General features: G+C 71.0%; 19 protein-coding genes and 1 pseudogene. 10 read left to right on the top strand and 10 right to left on the bottom strand.

What is annotated here, in order from left to right; genetic code table 11:
• Positions 1-239: pseudogene (locus tag BEK98_RS21590) on the bottom strand (aa3-type cytochrome oxidase subunit I); the annotation flags it as partial.
• On the bottom strand, positions 236-1195 hold the full coding sequence (ctaC, locus tag BEK98_RS21585) for an aa3-type cytochrome oxidase subunit II (RefSeq protein WP_094218239.1): 960 nt from the start codon (positions 1193-1195) through the stop codon (positions 236-238). The pseudogene BEK98_RS21590 and the gene ctaC, both read right to left, overlap by 4 nt.
• A 328-nt stretch (positions 1196-1523) precedes the next feature.
• Between ctaC and BEK98_RS21580 the strand changes: the two genes are divergently transcribed.
• On the top strand, positions 1524-2900 hold the full coding sequence (locus BEK98_RS21580; protein ID WP_094218238.1) for a cysteine desulfurase/sulfurtransferase TusA family protein: 1377 nt from the start codon (positions 1524-1526) through the stop codon (positions 2898-2900).
• 132 nt (positions 2901-3032) lie between these two features.
• Here the strand turns inward: BEK98_RS21580 and BEK98_RS21575 are convergent, their stop codons facing one another.
• Positions 3033-4007 carry a carbohydrate kinase family protein gene (locus tag BEK98_RS21575; RefSeq protein WP_094218237.1) on the bottom strand — a complete coding sequence of 325 codons (975 nt, stop codon included), beginning with the start codon at positions 4005-4007 and terminating at the stop codon, positions 3033-3035.
• Positions 4008-4136: 129 nt separating this feature from the next.
• Between BEK98_RS21575 and BEK98_RS21570 the strand changes: the two genes are divergently transcribed.
• Entirely contained in the window at positions 4137-4349 is a 213-nt protein-coding gene (locus BEK98_RS21570; protein ID WP_094218236.1) for a hypothetical protein, read from the top strand.
• 99 nt (positions 4350-4448) lie between these two features.
• Positions 4449-6101 (top strand): hypothetical protein, encoded by a 1653-nt coding sequence (locus BEK98_RS21565; RefSeq protein WP_244201918.1) that lies wholly within the window; start codon positions 4449-4451, stop codon positions 6099-6101.
• Between the two features lie 96 nt (positions 6102-6197).
• On the opposite strand, the gene BEK98_RS21560 is transcribed toward BEK98_RS21565, so the two are convergent.
• Positions 6198-6554: a HesB/IscA family protein gene (locus BEK98_RS21560; RefSeq protein WP_094218235.1), complete on the bottom strand. Its 357-nt coding sequence runs from the start codon at positions 6552-6554 to the stop codon at positions 6198-6200.
• Positions 6555-6817: 263 nt separating this feature from the next.
• Here BEK98_RS21560 and nadA point away from each other — a divergent pair, with 263 nt between their 5' ends.
• Positions 6818-8002, top strand: a complete 1185-nt coding sequence (nadA, locus tag BEK98_RS21555; protein ID WP_167444220.1) for a quinolinate synthase NadA — start codon at positions 6818-6820, stop codon at positions 8000-8002.
• Positions 8003-8162: 160 nt separating this feature from the next.
• Entirely contained in the window at positions 8163-8582 is a 420-nt protein-coding gene (locus BEK98_RS49080) for a hypothetical protein (RefSeq protein WP_167444219.1), read from the top strand.
• Between the two features lie 252 nt (positions 8583-8834).
• On the opposite strand, the gene BEK98_RS21545 is transcribed toward BEK98_RS49080, so the two are convergent.
• The 3 genes from BEK98_RS21545 to BEK98_RS21535 all read right to left on the bottom strand — a co-directional run bounded on the left by BEK98_RS21545 (position 8835) and on the right by BEK98_RS21535 (position 14000).
• Entirely contained in the window at positions 8835-11942 is a 3108-nt protein-coding gene (locus tag BEK98_RS21545; protein WP_094218232.1) for an efflux RND transporter permease subunit, read from the bottom strand.
• 160 nt (positions 11943-12102) lie between these two features.
• A complete protein-coding gene (locus tag BEK98_RS21540) occupies positions 12103-12783 on the bottom strand; it encodes a response regulator (RefSeq protein ID WP_094218231.1) in 681 nt (226 codons plus the stop codon).
• Positions 12780-14000 (bottom strand): sensor histidine kinase, encoded by a 1221-nt coding sequence (locus BEK98_RS21535; protein WP_094218230.1) that lies wholly within the window; start codon positions 13998-14000, stop codon positions 12780-12782. The genes BEK98_RS21540 and BEK98_RS21535 overlap by 4 nt, the downstream gene beginning before the upstream one ends.
• 207 nt (positions 14001-14207) lie before the next feature.
• Between BEK98_RS21535 and BEK98_RS21530 the strand changes: the two genes are divergently transcribed.
• A complete protein-coding gene (locus BEK98_RS21530; RefSeq protein ID WP_094218229.1) occupies positions 14208-15560 on the top strand; it encodes a DUF3616 domain-containing protein in 1353 nt (450 codons plus the stop codon).
• On the opposite strand, the gene pspAA is transcribed toward BEK98_RS21530, so the two are convergent.
• On the bottom strand, positions 15557-15835 hold the full coding sequence (gene pspAA, locus BEK98_RS21525; protein ID WP_094218228.1) for a PspA-associated protein PspAA: 279 nt from the start codon (positions 15833-15835) through the stop codon (positions 15557-15559). The two genes, BEK98_RS21530 and pspAA, sit on opposite strands and share 4 nt — an antisense overlap.
• 34 nt (positions 15836-15869) lie before the next feature.
• Complete coding sequence (locus tag BEK98_RS21520; RefSeq protein ID WP_094218227.1) at positions 15870-16661, bottom strand: PspA/IM30 family protein; 792 nt, start codon at positions 16659-16661, stop codon at positions 15870-15872.
• A gap of 278 nt (positions 16662-16939) precedes the next feature.
• Between BEK98_RS21520 and BEK98_RS21515 the strand changes: the two genes are divergently transcribed.
• The 3 genes from BEK98_RS21515 to BEK98_RS21505 all read left to right on the top strand — a co-directional run bounded on the left by BEK98_RS21515 (position 16940) and on the right by BEK98_RS21505 (position 19507).
• The gene (locus BEK98_RS21515; RefSeq protein ID WP_094218226.1) at positions 16940-17566 is read left to right on the top strand and encodes a DUF3043 domain-containing protein; all 627 of its coding nucleotides are present in this window, start codon (positions 16940-16942) and stop codon (positions 17564-17566) included.
• Positions 17567-17649: 83 nt separating this feature from the next.
• On the top strand, positions 17650-18351 hold the full coding sequence (locus tag BEK98_RS21510; protein ID WP_094218225.1) for a class I SAM-dependent methyltransferase: 702 nt from the start codon (positions 17650-17652) through the stop codon (positions 18349-18351).
• An 85-nt stretch (positions 18352-18436) separates the two neighbouring features.
• The gene (locus BEK98_RS21505) at positions 18437-19507 is read left to right on the top strand and encodes a S1C family serine protease (RefSeq protein ID WP_094218224.1); all 1071 of its coding nucleotides are present in this window, start codon (positions 18437-18439) and stop codon (positions 19505-19507) included.
• A gap of 48 nt (positions 19508-19555) precedes the next feature.
• Here the strand turns inward: BEK98_RS21505 and BEK98_RS21500 are convergent, their stop codons facing one another.
• Positions 19556-19768 (bottom strand): hypothetical protein, encoded by a 213-nt coding sequence (locus tag BEK98_RS21500; RefSeq protein ID WP_094218223.1) that lies wholly within the window; start codon positions 19766-19768, stop codon positions 19556-19558.
• Positions 19769-19847: 79 nt separating this feature from the next.
• Here BEK98_RS21500 and BEK98_RS21495 point away from each other — a divergent pair, with 79 nt between their 5' ends.
• Positions 19848-21050 (top strand): bifunctional adenosylcobinamide kinase/adenosylcobinamide-phosphate guanylyltransferase, encoded by a 1203-nt coding sequence (locus BEK98_RS21495; RefSeq protein ID WP_094218222.1) that lies wholly within the window; start codon positions 19848-19850, stop codon positions 21048-21050.
• Positions 21051-21103 lie beyond the last annotated feature (53 nt).

Genomic DNA, 21103 nt, shown 5'->3' with positions numbered 1-21103 from the left:
TTCGACATGATCTGCAGGCCGGGGCGAGCCAGCTCGGCGCGCATCAGCAGCGCCATCACGCCACCGATCAGGAAGAACGCGAACGACGTGACGAGGTACAGCGTTCCGATCGTCTTGTGGTCGGTGGTCGTCAGCCACTTCACCACGACATTGCCGGGCTGCTTGCGCCGGACCGGCAGCTCGTTCTCGTACGAGTCCTCAGCCGCCGCGGCACCCTGGGGTTCGTTGACGATGCTCACAGGTTGTTCGTCTCCCGGTTCTTCTCGTGCGGCGTCTGCGCGATGCCGGCGGGAATGTAACCGGTCTGCCCCTTCTTGGCGAGGTCCTTGAGGTGCTGCTCGTAGCGCTCGGGGGAGACGACCTTCACGTTGAACAGCATCCGGGAGTGGTCGACGCCGCAGAGCTCGGCGCACTTGCCCAGGAACGTGCCCTGATGGTTGGGAACCACCTGGAAGGCGTTGGTGTGCCCCGGGATCACGTCCTGCTTCATCAGGAACGGCACCACCCAGAAGGAGTGGATGACATCACGCGAGGTGAGGATGAAGCGGACCGTCTTGCCCTCGGGAAGCCAGAGGGTCGGGCCGGGGTTGCCGGTCTGAGGGTTCTTCGTGCCCGGCGTACCGACGTCGTAGACACCGCCGGCGTTCGCCGGGAAGTCCTTCCTGAACCGGTCCGGAATGGCCAGCAGTTCCTTGGACGTCTTGGCGTTGCCGGGGGAACCGGGTACGTCCTCGATGTAGTTGAAGCCCCAGCTCCACTGGAAGCCGACCACGTTGACCGTGACGTCGGGCTTCTTGTCGAGGCTCAGAAGCTTCGTCTCGTCCCGGGCCGTGAAGTAGAAGAGGACCGAGACGATGATGAGCGGGACCACCGTGTACAGGGCCTCGATCGGCATGTTGTACCGGGTCTGCGGAGGTACCTCGACCTTGGTGCGGCTGCGCCGGTGGAAGATGGCACTCCACAGGATCAGGCCCCACACCAGCACACCGGTGGCCAGCGCGGCCGCCCAGGAGCCCTGCCACAGGGAGAGGATCCGCGGAGCCTCTTCCGTGACCGGGGTGGGCATGCCAAGGCGGGGGAAGTCCTTGTATGTGCAACCGGTTGCGGTCGCCAGGACCAGGCCCGCGGTCAGTGCCTGCAGCAGCTTCCGCCGCATCGGGCGCCGCGGCGAGCGGTCGGAGCCGTTGGGACTCACGTAGCGCCTTCCCGAGAGTCTCGCCCGCGCGGTTCGGCTGCGGCCTTCTCGCTGGTCGGTCGCGGCCCTGCGTCGGGCAGGGGTTTGGATGTTTATGCGGACCAAACCCTAGCCGACGCTCTCCGAGGGTTCGCGGGGAGGGTGGCATACGCGCCGCCGGTCACTCCTTAAGGGTGGGATTGGGCGCCTAATAGCTCGGGTTGTCGCGGTTTGGAGGGCGGCTGCGAGGTGCGTCGTGGCTGGTCGCGCCCACGCGGCGGAGCCGCACGTCGGTACCGCCCCGCGCCCCTTGAGGTCGGCTGCTCCACCGAAGATTTACCGTTGCTGTGTGTCCTACTTTGACGCTGCCTCCGCCGCTCCCCTTCATCCCGTAGCTCGTCAGGCCCTGTTGGCCTCTTTGGATGAGGGGTGGGCCGATCCTGCTCGGCTGTATCGGGAGGGGCGGAAGGCTCGGATGTTGCTTGATGCGGCTCGGGAGGCGGTGGCCGAGGCGGTGGGGTGCCGGGCGGACGAGGTCGTGTTCACCTCCTCCGGGACCCGGGCCGTACACACCGGCGTCGCGGGGGCGTTGACCGGGCGGCGGCGGGTGGGACGCCACCTGATCGTGTCCGCTGTCGAACATTCCTCGGTACTCCATTCGGCGGAGGCGTTCGAGGCCGCGGGTGGGACGGTCGGCCATGTGGCCGTGAACCGCGCCGGAGCCGTCGACCCGTCGGCCTACGCGGCCGCGCTCCGGCAGGACACCGCGCTGGCCTGTCTGCAGTCGGCCAACCACGAGGTCGGGACCGTGCAGCCGGTGGCCGAGGTGGCCGAGGTGTGCCGGGCGGCCGGGGTGCCGTTGCTGGTGGATGCCGCGCAGTCGCTGGGATGGGGGCCGGTCGAGGGTGACTGGTCGCTGCTGGCGGCCAGTGCCCACAAGTGGGGCGGGCCTTCGGGGGTGGGGCTGCTCGTCGTCAGGAAGGGCGTGCGGTTCGCCGCGCAGGGGCCCGTGGACGAGCGGGAGTCGGGGCGGGCGCCCGGGTTCGAGAACCTTCCGGCGATCGTCGCGGCCGCGGCCTCCCTGCGGGCGGTGCGCGCCGAGGCGGCCCAGGAGGCGGTACGGCTGCGGGAGCTGACGGAGCGGATCCGGGCACGGGTGCCCGAGCTGGTGTCGGACGTGGAGGTGGTGGGGGATCCCGAGCGGCGACTGCCGGGGATCGTCACCTTCTCCTGTCTCTATGTCGACGGAGAGGCTCTGCTGCACGAGTTGGACCGGGAGGGTTTCTCCGTGTCGTCCGGCTCGTCCTGCACGAGCAGCACGCTGACGCCCAGCCATGTGCTGAAGGCGATGGGGGTGCTGAGCGAGGGCAACGTGCGGGTGTCGCTGCCGTCGGGGGTGGCCACGCAGGACGTGGAACGGTTCCTGGCGGTGCTGCCGGGTGCGGTGGCAGGGGTGCGGGAGAAGCTGGGGGCGCCCACTCCGGCGACCGTGGTCCAGGCGGAGGAACTGGTCGTCGACTCCCTCGGCAAGCGGTGCCCGATCCCGGTCATCGAGCTGGCCAAGGTGATCGGGGATGTGCCGGTGGGCGGCACGGTGCGGGTGCTGTCGGATGACGAGGCGGCCCGCTTGGACATCCCGGCGTGGTGCGAGATGCGGGGGCAGGAGTACGTGGGCGAGGAGCCGGCGGAGCGGGGTACGGCGTACGTGGTCCGCCGGGTGAGCTGAGGGGGGCCGGGGGCGGAGCCCCCGGAGGGGCGCGGGGCTGTGTCGATTTGCGGCTACCGCCGCGTGGGCGCGACCAGCCCCCACGCACCCGCACCCGCACCCGCACCCGCACCCGCACCCGGCAACGGCGCCTCAGCCCAGGTGCGCCTGAACCTCTTCGGCCGCGTCAACGCCGTACGCCTTGGTGAACCGGTCCATGAAGTGCGCCCGCCGCAGCTGGTACTCCTGCGTCCCCACCGTCTCGATGACGAGCGTCGCCAGCATGCAGCCGACCTGCGCCGCGCGCTCCAGGGAGACACCCCAGGCCAGCCCCGAGAGGAACCCCGCGCGGAAGGCGTCGCCGACACCCGTGGGGTCGGCCTTGCGCTCCTCCTCCGGGCAGCCGACCTCGATCGGGTCCTCGCCGGCCCGCTCGATCCGTACGCCCCGGGAGCCGAGCGTGGTGACGCGGTGGCCGACCTTGGAGAGGATCTCGGCGTCGCTCCAGCCGGTCTTGGACTCGATGAGCCCCTTCTCGTACTCGTTGGAGAAGAGGTATGTCGCCCCGTCCAGCAGTATCCGGATCTCCTCGCCCCCCATGCGGGCGATCTGCTGGGAGAAGTCGGCGGCGAAGGGGATGTTCCGGGAGCGGCACTCCTCCGTGTGGCGGAGCATCGCCTCCGGGTCGTCGGCGCCGATCAGGACCAGGTCGAGGCTGCCGACGCGGTCGGCGACCGTCTTCAGCTCGATGAGGCGGGCCTCGCTCATCGCACCGGTGTAGAAGGAGCCGATCTGGTTGTGGTCGGCGTCGGTGGTGCACACGAAGCGCGCGGTGTGCAGGGTCTCGGAGATACGGACCGAGTCGGTGTCCACGCCATGGCGGTCCAGCCAGGCCCGGTACTGGTCGAAGTCGAAGCCCGCGGCCCCGACGAGGATGGGCTGGGTGCCGAGCTGGCCCATACCGAAGGCGATGTTCGCGCCGACGCCACCCCGGCGGACGTCCAGGTTGTCGACCAGGAAGGAGAGCGAGACCGTGTGCAGCTGGTCCGCGACGAACTGGTCGGCGAAGCGGCCGGGGAAGGTCATGAGGTGGTCGGTGGCGATGGAGCCGGTGACTGCGATGCGCACGTCGGCATTCTCCTGCGGGAGGCTGGATTGACAGTTCACGCTACCCGCTCTTGGGCAGCCACTGAAGCTGGCAAAACTACCCGATAGTAGATCTTTCTTCGCGAGGCCCGGCGTGCTTACGGTGCCGTCATGACGAACCTCAAGGTCAACTCCTCCGCTGCCCCGGCCGATCTCGAGGGCGACCTCGCCTCGCTGCGCGGGGACTGCGCCCGGATGGCTCCGCACTGGACGGTTCCCGAGCACACCGACTCCCGCCCGGTGCCGCCGTCGCTGATCCATGGGGTGAACGTGCCGGTGAAGTCGGCCCGGATGCTGGACGCCATGTCGGACTACGGCGACTGACGCCAGGGCGCACCACGGGAACCGCGCGCTCCCCTCGCACGTCCCATCGCCGTCCCCCGTGCCGGGGGCGTGGGACACGATCCAGCGAGGAGCGATGCGGTGAACACCGAGCGACCCGAGAATTCCGAGGAGCCCGAGGTCTCCGCGGTCTCCGACGCCACCGAGAACACCGAGGAGCCCGGGGCCTCCTCGGCACCCGAGGAACCCGAGGAACCCGAGGTCTCCGAGGCGTCCGGCGTCTCCGAGGTCTCGGAGGGCGGCGAGGCCGCCGGTCCCCCGCACGGCGAAGTCCATGAGGTCGTTGGTGCCGGGGCCGGTGCCGGTGAGCAGCCCGGGCGGCGCCGCTCCCCCCTGGTCGTCGTCTCGGTCGCGGCGGCCGTCCTGCTGGTCGGGGGCGGGGGTGCGTACCTCGCCGCGAGCCATGGTGCGGACGGCCGTACGGGCGCCGGCGGGTCCGGCGGTGGCGGTACCCCTGCTCCCCTGGTCCTGGACGGCTGGGCGCAGGGCGGCACGGGCGACATCGCGCCCGGTGAGCCGAATCCGTACGGGGCGACGTACGTGGCCGCCGGGAAGCTGGCCGACGGTCCCGGCTCGGCGCCGGTGTACGCGCCGAAGGGCGAGGTCGGCAAGGAGGACGTGGCCCGGCTGGCCAAGGCGCTCGGGATCGACGGCACGCCGGTGGCCGAGGGGCCGAGCTGGCGGGTCGGCGGCAAGGACGGCTCCGGGCCGACGCTCCAGGTGAACAAGGACGCCCCGGGCAGCTGGACCTTCAGCCGGTACGCGCCCGGCACCGACAACTGCGAGAAGGTCACCGTCTGCGCGCAGGACCCGGGCGCTCCGGCGGGCGAGCCGGTGAGCGTGGCGGTCGCCGAGAAGGCGGCGGCGCCGGTGCTGAAGGCGCTCGGGCAGGACGACGCGAAGATCGACGCGAGCCAGATCATGGGCGCCCAGCGGGTGGTCAACGCCGATCCGGTGGTGGGTGGGCTGCCCACGTACGGCTGGACGACCGGCCTGACCGTCGACAAGCAGGGGGACATCTTCGGCGGCCACGGGCTGCTGGTGGCGCCGGCCAAGGGGGACACGTACCCCGTGCTCAGCGTGGAGAAGACGCTGAAGCTGATGAACTCCGGGCACCAGCACGGGCACCGGATGGGCATCGGCGGCTGCGCGAGTCCGGTCCCGCTGAAGAACCGGCTGGAGCAGCCGTGCGGCACGTCCTCGACGGCGCCCCGGGGGGCCACGGTCACCGTGGAGAAGGCGGTGTTCGGGCTGGCCGCGCACTCGGTCGCCGGACGGCAGACGCTGGTGCCGTCCTGGCTGTTCCAGGTCCGGGGTACGGAGGCGCGGGGCGCGTTCACGGTGACGTATCCGGCGGTGGACCCGAAGTACCTGGCTGCGCCGTCGGCGTCTGCGCCGTCCCCGGAACCGACCTCGCCGACCTCGCCGTCCTCGGCGCCGAAGACGCATGACGTGAAGGTCGACGGCTACACCGCCGACGGCCGCGAGCTGAACGTGAGCTTCACGGGCGGGGTGTGCGCCGACTACAAGGCGTCGGCGAAGGAGAGTGCGGGCCGGGTGACGGTGAAGGTCACCGAGAAGACCTGGCCGGACGCGGTGTGCGTCGCGATGGCCAAGATGTACGTGAAGACCGTACGGCTGGATGCGCCGCTGGACGGCCGGAAGGTGGTCGGCGCCGACGGGGCGCGGATCCCGCAGGCGAAGGCCGGAGCGCTGCGGCCGCTGGCCCGGTAGCGCCCCCTGGACAGACGAAGGCGGCGGCCCCTCGGAGGGGGCCGCCGCCTTCGTCGTCAGGCTCTGGCCGGCTCAGTCGTCAGGCTGTGGCCGGGCTTAGCTGAAGGAGTCGCCGCAGGCGCAGGAGCCCGTCGCGTTCGGGTTGTCGATCGTGAAGCCCTGCTTCTCGATCGTGTCCACGAAGTCGATGGTGGCGCCGCCCAGGTAGGGAGCGCTCATGCGGTCGGTGACGACCTTGACCCCGCCGAAGTCCTTCTCCACGTCGCCGTCGAGCGCGCGCTCGTCGAAGAAGAGCTGGTAGCGCAGGCCGGAGCAGCCGCCGGGCTGGACGGCGACGCGCAGCGCGAGGTCGTCACGGCCTTCCTGGTCGAGCAGGGCCTTGACCTTGGACGCCGCGGCGTCGGTCAGGACGATGCCGTCGGTCACGGTGCTGGTCTCGTCCGATACGGACATCTACATCTCTCCCGGGTTGTACGGAGACTGCTTGCCGACCAGTGCAACCGGCGTTTCCGCGGATTCATTCCGGGCCGGGCGTTCGCGTGGTCGCCTTTTTTCTTCCGCCCTCATGCTCGCACATGCCCGCGGGGGCGGACAGCGACCGATGGAGGGGCTCGGCGGGATTCACGTCACATCGACGCTATGGCCATCGTCAAACTGACGTGAACCAGTTATGATAGATAGCGTCAGTTAGACGAAAAGTAGAAAGGGTGCGTGACGTGACCACCGCCCAGACCCCGGAGCTCGACGTACAGCCGTCTCCGCTCGCCCTGCTGCTTCTCGGCCGTGAGGCCGACCCGAAGAGTGAGCGGGGTGTCGAGTGTCCCGGTGACCTGCCCTCGCCGTCCGACCCCGACCTGGTCGAGCGCGCCCGCGCGGCCAAGGAGAAGCTCGGCGACAAGGTCTTCGTGCTCGGCCACCACTACCAGCGTGACGAGGTCATCCAGTTCGCCGATGTCACGGGCGACTCCTTCAAGCTGGCCCGGGACGCGGCCGCACGCCCGGAGGCCGAGTACATCGTCTTCTGCGGTGTGCACTTCATGGCCGAGTCGGCGGACATCCTGACGTCCGAGGACCAGAAGGTCGTCCTGCCGGACCTGGCCGCCGGCTGCTCCATGGCCGACATGGCCACGGCCGAGCAGGTCGCCGAGTGCTGGGACGTGCTGACCGAGGCGGGCATCGCCGAGCAGGTCGTGCCGGTCTCGTACATGAACTCCTCGGCCGACATCAAGGCGTTCACCGGCAAGCACGGCGGCACCATCTGCACCTCGTCGAACGCCAAGCGCGCCCTCGACTGGGCCTTCGAACAGGGCGACAAGGTCCTGTTCCTGCCGGACCAGCACCTCGGCCGCAACACCGCCGTCCGCGACATGGGGATGTCCCTGGACGACTGCGTGGTCTACAACCCGCACAAGCCGAACGGCGGCCTCACGGCGGACGAGCTGCGGGCCGCGAAGATGATCCTGTGGCGCGGCCACTGCTCGGTCCACGGCCGCTTCAGCCTGGACTCCGTGAACGACGTGCGCGAGCGCATCCCGGGCGTGAACGTCCTGGTCCACCCCGAGTGCAAGCACGAGGTCGTGGCCGCGGCGGACTACGTCGGTTCGACGGAGTACATCATCAAGGCCCTGGAGGCGGCCCCGGCCGGCTCGAAGTGGGCCATCGGCACCGAGCTGAACCTGGTCCGCCGCCTGGCGAACCGTTTCGCTCCCGAGGACAAGGAGATCGTCTTCCTCGACAAGACGGTCTGCTTCTGCTCGACCATGAACCGGATCGACCTGCCCCACCTGGTCTGGGCCCTGGAGTCCCTGGCCGAGGGCAACCTGGTCAACCGCATCGAGGTCGACAAGGAGACGGAGGCGTTCGCCAAGCTGGCGCTGGAGCGGATGCTAGCGCTGCCGTAGGCCCCTCCTATCCAGCCCCCACCCCGACACGGGTTTCTGGTCGGGGTGGGGGGCGAGGGCGAAGATGTCACGGACCCTGCCCCTGATCTTGTGGCTCGTAACTGATATGTAGTGAGATGTGATCTCCGCCGTCAGCACTTGAGCCTCATATGAGGGGATCATGAGACGACTTCTCTCAACAACCGTCGCCACGCTCGCACTTGCCGCTGGCCTGGTCATCAGTACCTCAAGCCCCGCCGCAGCCGAGTCCGCTCCGGGCTGCGGCCCCGTTACCCAGATCGGCAGTACCGGGTACATCACCACGTCGACCGGGCAGACTGCCGCCTCTGTGAAGCAGTTCAAGGGCTGCGGCAAAAACTGGGCATACGTCTACGTCTGGCAGAGCTTCCGTGACACCTACGGCTCATGGAAGGTAACGGCCTGGATCAAGACGTCGTCGCAGTCCGTGGGGTCGAGCACGTCGTCGGGGAGCGAGGTCTGGTCGTGGCCGACCGATACGCTGTACGTCTGCACACAAGGCGGCGGCCAACTCGAGTTCGGTTCCCAATCACATTATGGGTACACGGACACCCGCTGCTGACCTTCGCAGGACCAACCGCCCTCGCGGGGGCGCCGCGCACGGGGGCCGCACGTACATCACGGCCGGACCCCACCCTCGCCCGGTAGACGACGCCCATGCCACCGGCCCCGAGCCGGTCGACGATCCAGTACCCGCCGAGCGCCCATGGGGCACCCTCGTGCAGCGCCACCGCTGCATCCCCTCCCCCGCAGAGCAGTTCGAGATCACAGGATATGAAAGGCCTGTAAGGGAGGGGACGCGGGTGACGGTGTCTCAGACTCCCGCCGGCTCCGGCTCGTTGCTCGGCTCCTGCGTCACCGTGCGCTTGGCCGCCCGCTTCTTCGCCCGCCGCTCCTTGCGGAGCTCCAGCATCGCGTAGAGCGTCGGGACGAGAAGCAGGGTGAGCAGCGTGGACGAGATCAGGCCGCCGATCACGACCACCGCCAGCGGCTGGGCGATGAAGCCGCCCTCGCCGGTGACTCCCAGGGCCATCGGGAGCAGGGCGAAGATCGTCGCCAGGGCCGTCATGAGGATCGGGCGGAGACGGTGGCGGCCGCCCTCCACCACGGCCTCGACGACGCCGTAGCCCTGCTTGCGGTACTGGTTGATCAGGTCGATCAGCACGATCGCGTTGGTCACCACGATGCCGATCAGCATCAGCATGCCGATCATCGCCGGGACGCCCATCGGGGTGCCGGTGACCACGAGCAGGCCGATGGCACCGGTCGCCGCGAACGGGATCGAGACCAGCAGGATCAGCGGCTGGGCCAGCGAGCGGAACGTCGCCACCAGCAGCATGAAGACGATCGCGATGGCCGCCAGCATGGCCAGGCCCAGGTTCTTGAACGCGTCGTCCTGGTCGGAGGACACACCGCCGATCTCCGCCTTTGCGCCCGCTGGGAGCTTCAGGGCCTTGATCTTCGACTGGAGCTGGGTGCTGACCGCGCCCGTGTTGTCCCCGGTCGGCCGGGCCGTGATGGTGGCGGCACGCTGGCCGTCGATGCGGGTCATGGACACGGGCCCGTCGACCAGCTTGACGGTGGCGATGTCACCGAGCTTCACCGGGCCGAGGCGCAGCGCCTTCAGCTGGGCCAGGGTGGTGGCGGGCTTGGCCGACTTCACGACGACGTCGCGCTCGGTGTCGTCGAGGATCGCCTTCGCCGCCGTCGTACCGCGCACGGCCTGCGCGACCGCGGCGCCCAGCTTCTGGTCGTCGAACCCGGCAGCGGCCGCCTTGGAGTTGGCCTTGACCGAGATCCGCGGCACGCTCTGGGAGAGGTCACTGGTGACGTCGGTGACGTGGTCGAGGCCGGCCACGGTGGAGCGCACCCGGTCGGAGGCCTCGCTGAGCACCTGCGCGTCGGACGCCTTCACCACGACCTTGAGGTCCTGGTTGCCGAAGCCGTCACCGGCGGACACCGTCGTCGTGCCGACGCCGTCGAGCTTCTTCAGCCCGGCCTCCAGGCGCTTCTGCACGTCGCCGTAGGACGCCGAGTCCTTCAGCATGACCTGGTACGACGCCTGGTTGGTGTCGGTGCCGCCGCCGAAGGCCGCCATGAAGCCGGAGGAGCCGACGGTGACCTGGTAGTCCTTGACGCCCTCGGTGGAGCCGAGCAGCTTCTCGACCCGCTTGGCCTGCGCGTCGGTGGCCGCGAGGCTGGTGCCGGGCCTCAGCTCCTGCTTGACGGTGAGAACTTCCTGGTCGCCCTGGTCGAAGAAGTTGGTCTTCAGCAGTCCGCCCATGCCGAACGTGAGGACCAGGACGACCACCGCGATCAGCACGCTGGTGAGGCGGCGGCGGGTGGCGAAGCGCAGGACGGGGACGTAGAGGCGCTGCAGGCGGCTCTTCGCCTCCTTCTCCTCGGCCCGGCGGCGGGCCTCCTCGGCGTCCTCGGGGGTGCCCTTGGGGGCGCGCAGGAACCAGTACGACAGGACGGGTACGACCGTCAGCGACACCAGCAGGGAGGCGAGCAGGGCCGCCGTCACCGTGATGCTGAACGAGCCGAACAGGGCGCCCACCATGCCGCCGACCAGGCCGATCGGCAGGAACACGGCGACCGTGGTGAGGGTGGAGGAGGTGACCGCGCCGGCCACCTCGCGCACCGCGCCCAGGATCGCCTCCTTGCGCTCCTCGCCGTAGCCGAGGTGCCGCTTGATGTTCTCCAGGACCACGATCGAGTCGTCGACGACCCGGCCGATGGCGATGGTCAGCGCGCCCAGGGTGAGCATGTTGAGCGACAGGTCCCGGGTCCACAGCACGATCAGGGCGAGGACGACCGACAGCGGGATGGACACCGCCGTGACCAGCGTGGAGCGGATCGAGGCCAGGAAGACCAGGATGACCAGGACCGCGAAGAGCAGGCCGAGCGCGCCCTCCGTGGTCAGGCCCTTGATGGACTTGGACACGGCCGGGCCCTGGTCGCTGACGACCGTGAGCTTGGCGCCGGCACCGAGGTCCTTGCGCAGGTCGGGCAGCTTGTCCTCGACCGCGTTCGAGATGGAGACCGCGCTGCCGTCGTGGTCCATGGTGACGTTGACGGCGAGGCTGGGCCGGCCGTCGGTGCGGGTGATCGAGTCGGCCGGGGCCGGCTGCTCCTTGACGGTGGCCACGGCACCGAGGCGTACGGGCTTCCTGACGCCCTCGCCGGTGACCATCAGGTCCTTGATCTGCTGCAGCGAGGTGAAGCCGCCGCCGACCTGGACGGTGCGGTTGGCGCCGTCCTCGTCGAAGGAGCCGGCCGGGACGGTCGCGCCGCCCGCCTGCAGGGCCTGGCCGAGCGCGGCGGAGGTGAGGCCCGCCTGCGCGAGCTTCGCGTCGTTCGGGGTGACGGCGACCTGGAGGTCGCGGACGCCGGTGACCTGGACGCGGCCGACGCCGTCGACGTCCTTCAGGGCCGGGACGACGGTCCTGTCGAGCTGGTCGGCGAGGGCCTGCTGGTCCTTGTCGGAGGTGACGGCGAGCACCACGGTCGGCATGTCGTCCGTGGAACCGGCGACGACCTGCGGGTCGACTGCGTCCGGCAGCTGGGCGCGGGCCCGGTTGACGGCCTGCTGGACGTCGGAGACGAGCCGCTTGGTGTCGTTGCCGTAGTCGAAGGACGCCATGATCACGGCGTTGCCCTCGCTGGCGGTGGAGGTGACACCGGTGATGCCGTCGACGCCCTGGAGGTTGTCCTCGATGGGCTCGACGACCTGCTTCTCGACGACGTCCGGTGCGGCGCCCTGGTACGGCGCGATGACCGACACCATGGGCAGGTTGATGGTGGGCAGCAGTTGCTGCTTGATCTGGGGTATCGCGATCAGCCCGAAGACGAGCGCGATGAGCGACATCAGGCCGATCAGGGCCCGTTGCGCGAGGCTGAATCTCGACAGCCAGGACATGGGTCAGGGTCTCTCTTCTGTGAGCGGCAGAAGCTGCTGCGGGGCGCACAGGTGAGCACCCACCCCAACACCCTGAGCCATGGAAGAGCCCGCACTTGTAGGCCCCAGGTCCCGTTCCTTATCCGGCCCCTACTCCGCGCGCAGTACACGCGGGTGGAGATCAGTCCATCCTCGGACGTACCAGTCCCGACTCGTAGGCGATGACGACGAGCTGGGCCCGGTCCCGCGCGCCCAGTTTGGCCATGGCCCGGTTGACGTGCGTCTTCACGGTCAGCGGGCTGACTTCGAGGCGTTCGGCGATCTCGTCGTTGGAGTGGCCGCCGGCGACCTGGACGAGCACCTCCCGCTCCCGGCCGGTGAGCGCGTCGAGGCGCTCCGAGCGGGCGGGGTCGCGGCCGTCGTCGCCGTCGCCCTGTGCGAGGAAGCGGGCGATCAGGCCCTTGGTGGCGGCCGGGGACAGCAGCGCCTCGCCGCCCGCGGCGACCCGGATGGCGCTGAGCAGTTCCTCGGGTTCGCTGCCCTTGCCGAGGAAGCCGGAGGCCCCGGCGCGCAGGGACTGGACCACGTAGTCGTCGACCTCGAAGGTGGTCAGGATGACCACGCGGACGTGCGCGAGGGACGGGTCGGCGCTGATCAGGCGGGTGGCGGCGAGGCCGTCGGTGCCGGGCATCCGGATGTCCATGAGGACGACGTCGGCGCGGTGCTCCTTGGCCAGCCGGACCGCCTCGGCGCCGTCGGAGGCCTCCCCGACCACCTCCATGTCGGGCTCGGAGTCGACCAGCACCCGGAACGCGCTGCGCAGCAGTGCCTGGTCGTCGGCGAGCAGGACACGGATCGTCATGCGGGCTCCCCCGGTGCCGTCGTACGGGTCTTGACCGGCAGGATCGCATGGACGCGGAAGCCGCCGCCGTAGCGGGGTCCGGTGGTCAGGGTGCCGCGCAGGGCGGTGACCCGCTCCCGCATGCCGAGCAGCCCGTGCCCGCCGCCGCCCCCGGGCTCGGCGGCCGCGCCGGTGCCGTCGTCCAGGACGGTGACCTCGATGTTCGGTCCGACGCGTACGACGCTGACCTCGGCCTTGGCGTCGGTGCCCGCGTGCTTCTGCACGTTGGTCAGGGCCTCCTGGACGATCCGGTAGGCGGCCAGGTCGACGGCGGCGGGGAGTGCGGTGCCGTGGTCGGCGCGGGCCACCTCGACGGGGAGTCCGGCGCTGCGGAAGGTGCCGGCGAGGTCGTCGAGACGGCTGAGGCCGGGGGCGGGTTCGGTGGGGGCCTCGGGGTCGCCGGACTGGCGGAGCAGGCCGACGGTGGCGCGCAGTTCGTTGAGCGCGGAGCGGCTGGCCTCGCGGACGTGGGCGAGGGCCTCCTTGGCCTGGTCGGGCCGCTTGTCCATGACGTGGGCGGCGACTCCGGCCTGCACGTTGACCAGCGCGATGTGGTGGGCGACGACATCGTGCAGATCTCGGGCGATGCGCAGCCGCTCCTCGGCGACCCGGCGGCGGGCCTCCTCCTCGCGGGTGCGCTCGGCCCGCTCGGCGCGCTCCCGCATGGCCTGGACGACCGCGCGGCGGCTGCGTACCGCGTCCCCGGCGGTGGCGCCGATACCGGTCCAGGCGAGCACGCCCAGGTTCTCCTGCGCGTACCAGGGCAGGGGGCCGCCGAGCATGGCGGCGGCGGTCAGTACGGTCATGGTGAGCAGGCCGACGCGCCAGGTGGTGGTGCGGTCGGTGGCCGAGGCGACGGTGTAGAGGGCGACCACGGCGGACATGGCGACCGGGGCGCGCGGGTCGCCGGTGACGCACTCGATCAGGGACAGGGTGCCGGCGACCGCGAGCACCGTCTTGGGTGCGCGGCGCCGGAAGACGAGGGCGGCGGCGCCGAGGGTCATCAGGAGCAGGCTGAGCGTGTCCGGGCTGCGGACACCCCAGGTCACGCCGTTCTCCCCACGGGGATCCACGAAGGAGCCCGCGACCATGCACACCAGCACCCCCGCCGCGATGGCCGCGTCCAGCGCGAGGGGGTGCGCCTTCAGGCTGCACCGGGCGCGTTCGAGAGTGCTCACCCGGTGAACAGTACGGGCCCTGGCGGGGTGCCGGAACAGAGCGAGGTGCAGCTCACCCGCCGTCAGCTGTCGACCGGTGTTCGCGGGGGGTACGGCAGCCGGACGCCCCGTGTTGGCCGTACATGCTCAACCTTCTCGTCGGCATTCGCGCCGCCCCGGCCGGATGCGTCCTGTCGACGAAAGGCAGCCCTCGTGCGCGCTTCCCTCATGTGGCCCGCCGCAGCCCTCGCCCTCGCCTCGGCCACGGTTGTGGTCACCCCCGCGCAGGCCGTCACCTACGGCACCCCGACGATCAAGCTGTCGTCGGCCTACCTGTCGGGCGCGGTCGGCAGCACCGGTGACCCGACGGTCGCCGTGACGGTCGCGCAGAGCGGCGCGGACGCCTCGGCGCTGACGGTGACGGCCACCCGGAGCAGTCGTACCGCCGTGGCGGCCACCTCCGACATACGGGTCACGGGCGCCGGAAGCGGCCGTACCGTCGCCGTCACCGCGCACGCCCAGGGGTACGCCGACCTCACGCTGAAGGTGACGGGGCTCGGTGGCAAGACCGCCACCACGACGCTGCACTACGCGGCTTCCCCCGCGGTCCAGTACGCGGCCGACGCCCGCTATCTGACCGGTGCCTCGGACGCCTCCGCCGCGGTGGACGTCGGGGGCGGGTACGTCGTCGTCGGCAACGACGAGGACAACACCCTGCGCCTGTACGACGGCACGGCCTCGGGTGCCCCGGTGAAGACCTGGGACCTGGGCGGGGCGCTGGGCGCCGCCAAGGAGGTCGACATCGAGGGCGCGGCGCGCGTCGGCGACACGATCTACTGGACCGGTTCGCTGGGCAACAACAAGGACGGTGTGTACAAGCCGGACCGCAACACGGTCTTCACCACCACCGTCTCCGGCTCGGGCGCCACCACCTCGCTCACCTTCGGCAGCGCCGGGCACAGCCTGCGCGACGACCTGGTGGCCTGGGACGAGGCGAACGGCGACCGGTACGGCTTCGCCGCGGGGACGGCCGACGGGCAGACCCCGAAGCAGGTGGACGGCTTCAACGTGGAGGGCCTGGAGTTCGCGCCGGGCTCCACCACCACCGCCTACGTCGGCTTCCGCGCCCCGCTGGTGCCGCCGCAGTCGGGCGGGAAGGCGCTGATCGTGCCGGTGACCGACATGGACCGGGTGGTGCACGGCACGCAGGCCACGTTCGGTACGCCGATCGAGCTGGACCTCGGCGGGCTGTCCGTCCGTGACCTGCGCCGGAACGACAAGGGGCAGTACCTGATCCTGGCCGGGTCCTGGGCGGCCGACGACAACAGCGACCCGCAGGCGCTGTACCGCTGGGACGGGGTGGCCGGACACCAGCCGGTGAAGGTGCTGGACCTGCCGACCTCGGACGCGGGGGCCTGGGAGTCGGTCGTGTCCGTGCCCGACCTGGACGCCACCGGCGCCCGGGTGCAGCTGATCACCGACGACGGGGCCGCCGACCTCTACGGCGACGGCGTCGAGGCGAAGGACCTCGGCCACCCGGAGTGGCAGAAGTCCCGCACCACCTGGTTCACCCTGGGCTAGCCCGGGATCAGTCCGTCGTCGCTCAGCAGCTCCCGGACCTCCGTGAGCGTCGCGTCCGAGGACGGAAGGATCAGCTCCGAGGGTTCCAGGGCGTCGTCCGGCAGCGGAGTGCCGAGCCGGCGGACGGCGTCGAGGAGCGCGGAGAGCGTGCGACGGAAGCCCTCGTCGTCGCCGCTCTCCATCTCCGCCAGCAGCTCGTCGTCCAGCTTGTTCAGCTCGGTGAAGTGGGCGTCGTCCAGCTTCACCTGGCCCTCCCCCATGATCCGTACGATCACGTCGGCCTCCTCGGCTCGGGGTCCCGGCGCCGGACTACTGCTTGTCGAAGCGCGGGGTGTCCTGCGGCTGCTGCTGGGACTGCCCCTGGCCGGTGCCGCCCTCGATCGCCTGCTGCGGCGAGCCTCCGGCCAGCTCCGCCTTCATGCGCTGCAGTTCCAGCTCTACATCCGTACCACCGGAGATGCGGTCCAGCTCGGCGGCGATGTCGTCCTTGGCCATGCCGGTGGGGTCGTCCAGGGCGCCGGAGGCGAGCAGTTCGTCGATGGCGCCGGCCCGGGCCTGGAGCTGGGCGGTCTTGTCCTCGGCGCGCTGGATGGCGAGGCCGACGTCGCCCATCTCCTCGGAGATGCCGGTGAAGGCCTCGCCGATGCGGGTCTGGGCCTGGGCGGCGGTGTAGGTGGCCTTGATGGTCTCCTTCTTCGTACGGAAGGCGTCCACCTTGGCCTGCAGCCGCTGGGCCGCGAGGGTGAGCTTCTCCTCCTCGCCCTGGAGGGTCGTGTGCTGCGTCTCGAGGTCCGTGACCTGCTGCTGGAGGGCGGCACGGCGGGACAGCGCCTCACGGGCCAGGTCCTCGCGGCCGAGCGCGAGCGCCTTGCGGCCCTGGTCCTCCAGCTTGGAGGACTGCTGCTGCAACTGGTTGAGCTGGAGTTCCAGGCGCTTGCGGGAGGTCGCCACGTCGGCGACGCCGCGACGCACCTTCTGCAACAGCTCCAGCTGCTTCTGGTACGAGTAATCGAGGGTCTCGCGCGGGTCCTCGGCCCGGTCAAGGGCCTTGTTCGCCTTCGCGCGGAAGATCATCCCCATACGCTTCATGACACCGCTCATGGGCTTCGCGCGCCCCCTTCTGACGGACTCCAGCTCACAGATCCTGCGACAGAACCCACAGTACGGGCCCTGACTCCATTACCGCACTGTTCGGGGAGTGATGCGCTCATCCCCAAGGACGACTGCGGACGGTACCGCTCCGGCGTGAGGAGTAGGTGGATCTCCGGGTGGGCTCCTCGGGCCCTTCGATGACCGCCGGGTGAAGCGTCTGCAACGTCCCCTCTGTCCCCCTACAGACGTCCGGTGTTGCCGGATCGTTCCCCGGTGGACTGGGGTCCATGCCCGGGAAGCCCTTACCCTTGGGTTTTGTGTTCCGTAGCCGTGCCAAAGAAGAGAAGGCCCCCGCCGACAAGGCGCCGGTGAACTTCTCCAAGCAGTCCCGCGACCCGCAGGCCCCGAAGGGCAGGCCCACGCCCAAGCGCAGTGAGGCCCAGTCCCAGCGCCGCAGCGTCGCCAACACGCCGACGACCCGCAAGGACGCCTCCAAGCGTCAGCGCGAGGAGCGCCGGCAGGCGCTGGAGCGGCAGCGCCAGGCGCTGGCCGGCGGCGACGAGCGCTATCTGCCCGCCCGGGACAAGGGCCCGGTGCGCAAGTTCGCGCGCGACTGGACCGACTCGCGGTTCAACGTGGCGGAGTTCTTCCTGCCGCTGGCCGTGGTCATCCTGGTGCTCAGCGTGGTGCGGGTGCCGGCGATCCAGAACATCGCGCTGCTGCTGTGGCTGATCGTGATCGTGCTGATCGTGCTCGACGCGGCCCTCAGCGGCCTCCGGCTGAAGAAGCGGCTGGCCGAGCGCTTCCCCGACCAGAACCGCCGGGGCGCCGTCCCCTACGCCCTGATGCGCTCCCTCCAGATGCGCCGGCTCCGGCTGCCGAAGCCGCAGGTCAAGCGCGGAGAGCGGCCCTGAGCGCAGAGGCTTTCACCGGGGGCGCGGCCGAGTCCTGGCTGAACAAGCTGGGCGGGCTGCGTGATGTCGTACGACAGGAGCTGGTGGCCCGGCAGCTCGACGAGCAGATAGCCGGGCGGTTCCCGGTCGGGCAGCGGCTGCGGGTGCTCGACGTGGGCATGGGCCAGGGCACGCAGGCGCTGCGGCTGGCCCGGCTCGGTCACCAGGTGACCGGCGTCGAGCAGGACGCGACGATGATCGCGGCCGCGCGCGAGGCGCTCGCCGGTGAGCCGGACGGCATCCGCGAGCGGGTGCGGCTGGTACAGGGGGACGGGCGGGACACCGGTGTGCACTTCCTGCCGGGCAGCTTCGACGTGGTGCTGTGCCACGGCGTCCTGATGTACGTCGAGGACCCCGACGCGCTGGTGGCGGGTCTGGCCCGGATGCTCGCGCCGGGCGGGCTGCTGTCGCTGCTCGTGCGCAACGGCGACGCGCTCGCCGTGCGGCCGGGCCTGTCCGGGGACTGGGCGGGCGCGCTGGCCGCGTTCGACACCACCACCTACCGCAATCGCCTCGGCCTGGAGGTCCGGGCGGACCGCCTCTCGGCGCTCACCGCCACGCTCGCCGGGATCGGCGCCGCGCTGCACGCCTGGTACGGCGTACGGGTCTTCACGGACACGGCGGCGGACGGGGCGGAGATACCGGACGACCTGGAGACGCTGCTGGCGGCCGAGGAGCGGGCCGGGCGGACGGATCCGTACCGGGGGGTCGCGGCGCTGCTGCATCTGTGCGGGGTGCGGGGCTGAGCCCTCGGCCGTACGGGGTGTGAATCGGGCCCGTTCGGGCGTACACGGCAAGCTTGGGCATTCACCCCGAAGGGACACTCGGGGCATGGACGCTTCCCGTACCCGTGCCCTCCGCAGGGGCGCCGTCGTGCTCGTGCTCGTGGCGGCCGCGCTCGTGGCCGCCGGCTGTACGACCCCGGAGTCGTCGGCGAAGAAGGACACCGCGGCCACCCGGGCGGCCCTCCCGATGTCCGTGGACGACCTGCAGAACCAGTATCTGAAGGTCATCAAGGAGGTCCTGCCGTCGGTCGTGCAGATCCAGGCGAGCCATGCGCTGGGCTCCGGGGTGGTGTACGACGACCGGGGGCACATCGTCACCAACGCGCACGTGGTCGGCTCCGACAAGACCTTCAAGGTGACCACGGCCAACAACGAGGAACCGCTCACCGCGCGCCTGGTGTTCTCCTACCCGGACCAGGACCTCGCGGTGATCAGGCTCGACAAGGTGCCGGCCGGGCTGAAGCCGGCGACGTTCGGGAACTCCGAGAAAGTGCAGGTCGGCCAGATCGTGCTGGCCATGGGCTCGCCGCTCGGGCTGTCCTCCAGCGTGACCCAGGGCATCGTCTCGGCGACCGGACGGACCGTCAGCGAGGGCCGCTCGGGCGGGGGTACGGGTGCCACGATCGCGAACATGGTGCAGACGTCGGCCGACATCAACCCCGGCAACAGCGGGGGCGCCCTGGTCAACCTCGACGGGCAGATCATCGGCATCCCGACGCTGGCCGCCACCGATCCCGACCTCGGCGGCGGCGCCGCGCCCGGCATCGGGTTCGCCATCCCGGCGTCGATGGTGAAGACGGTCGCCGACCAGATCGTCAGGAGCGGCAAGGTCGTCGACTCGGGCCGGGCCGCGCTCGGCATCACCGCGCGGACGGTCCTGGACGAGAGCTACCAGCCGGCCGGGGCCGCGGTGGTCGCCGTCAAGGGCGGCGACGCGGCCGACCGGGCGGGGCTGCGGCCCGGCGATGTGATCACCAAGGTGGACGACGCCCCGGTCACCACCACCACGGAGCTGTCCGAGGCGCTGGCGGCCCTGAAGCCGGGGCAGCGGACGACGGTGACCTACCAGCGTGACGGCGTCGAGAAGACGGTGGAGGTGACGCTGGGCGAGCAGTGAGGAGGGCGGCCCCTGCTCCGGGCGTCCCCTCCTCACCCCCCGATCGGGTTACGACGCCTCGGCGTGCAGGCTCATCGGGCCGTAGATCTCGCTGCCGTCCTCGAACAGCCGCACCTGGTCCGCGCCGCCCTCCGCCAGCGCCTTCCAGTGCTCGCCGATCCAGGACTCGGCGTCCCCCTGCGTGGTGAACTCCTCCGGCTGCACCGCGGGCTGGACCTCCGTCCCGTCGGCCTTCTCGAACCGCCACGTCCATGCCGTCATGTGGGCCTCCTTTGATCCAACACGTTCCGGCAGCGTAGCCGGAAGCGCAAGACCTGCTGAGACAGGTGAAAATCGGTGCGTGGAAGTGACTCTGCTCGGTACCGGTGCCCCCGCGGGACTGCCCCGCCCCGACTGTCCCTGTGCCGTCTGTGCGACGGCGCTCGGGCCGGACGCGCGGGCGGCCACCGCGCTGCTGGTGGACGGGACGCTGTTGCTCGACCTGACGCCCGGGGCGGCGTTCGCGGCCGCGCGGTCGGGGCATTCGCTGGGCGGGGTACGGCAGGTGCTGCTGTCGCATCCGCACGACGGTCCGGCGGTGGAGGTGCCGGCCGGCCTGCCGCAGCCCGGGCGGGTGCCGGACGGGCGGGAGTTGGCGCTGCTGACGGGGCATCGGGTGCGGGCCGTGGCGATGGACGCCGGCGGCACCGGGTACGCGGTGACCGGGCCGGACGGGCAGCGGCTGCTGTACCTGCCGCCGGGCGGGGCGCCGGCCGGTCTCGAGGGGGCGCCGGCGGAGACGTACCAGATGGTCCTCGCCGATGTCGTGGGACGCCCGGACGCGCTGGCCCGGCTGCGGGCGGTCGGATCCGTGGGGCCGACCACGGACGTCGTGGCCGTCCACCTCGACCACGACGTGCCGCAGGGCGCGGAGTTGCGGCGGCAGCTCGCGGCGGCCGGGGCGCGGGCGGTGCCGGACGGTACGACGCTGACGGTCGGGGTGTACGAGGACGTGCCGGACGTGCCGCGCCGGACGCTGGTGCTGGGCGGGGCGCGTTCGGGTAAGTCGGTGGAGGCCGAGCGGCGGCTGGAGTCCTTCCCGGAGGTGCTGTACGTGGCCACGGGCGGGACGCGGGGCGGGGACACCGAGTGGGCGGAGCGGGTGGCCGTGCACCGGGAGCGGCGGCCGGGGTCGTGGCGTACGGCGGAGACGACCGATCTGGTGCCGCTGCTGGGGGTGGACGGGCCGCCCGTGCTGATCGACTGTCTGTCGCTGTGGCTGACGGATGTCATGGACTCCGTGGGGGCGTGGGACGACGCGGAGTGGGCGGGGGGTGGGGAGAAGGCGCTGCGGGAGCGGGTGCGGGAGCTGACGTCCGCGGTGCGGGCCACTCGGCGGACCGTGGTGGCCGTTTCGAACGAGGTGGGCTCGGGGATCGTGCCTGCCACTGCTTCCGGGCGGCGGTACCGGGACGAACTCGGGCGGCTGAACGCGGCGTTCGCGGTGGAGTGCGAGCAGGTGCTGTTGGTGGTGGCGGGGCAGGCGTTGGTGCTGCGGGGTTGAGTGTGCGGGTCGGGCGGTGGCGGGCGGGGGTGGGTTCGCTTCCCGGCGCTGGC

The organism is Streptomyces diastatochromogenes (assembly GCF_002242805.1).
In the GTDB taxonomy this organism is placed as follows: Bacteria; Actinomycetota; Actinomycetes; order Streptomycetales; family Streptomycetaceae; genus Streptomyces; species Streptomyces diastatochromogenes.
This window is presented reverse-complemented; position numbering and strand designations above follow the sequence as displayed.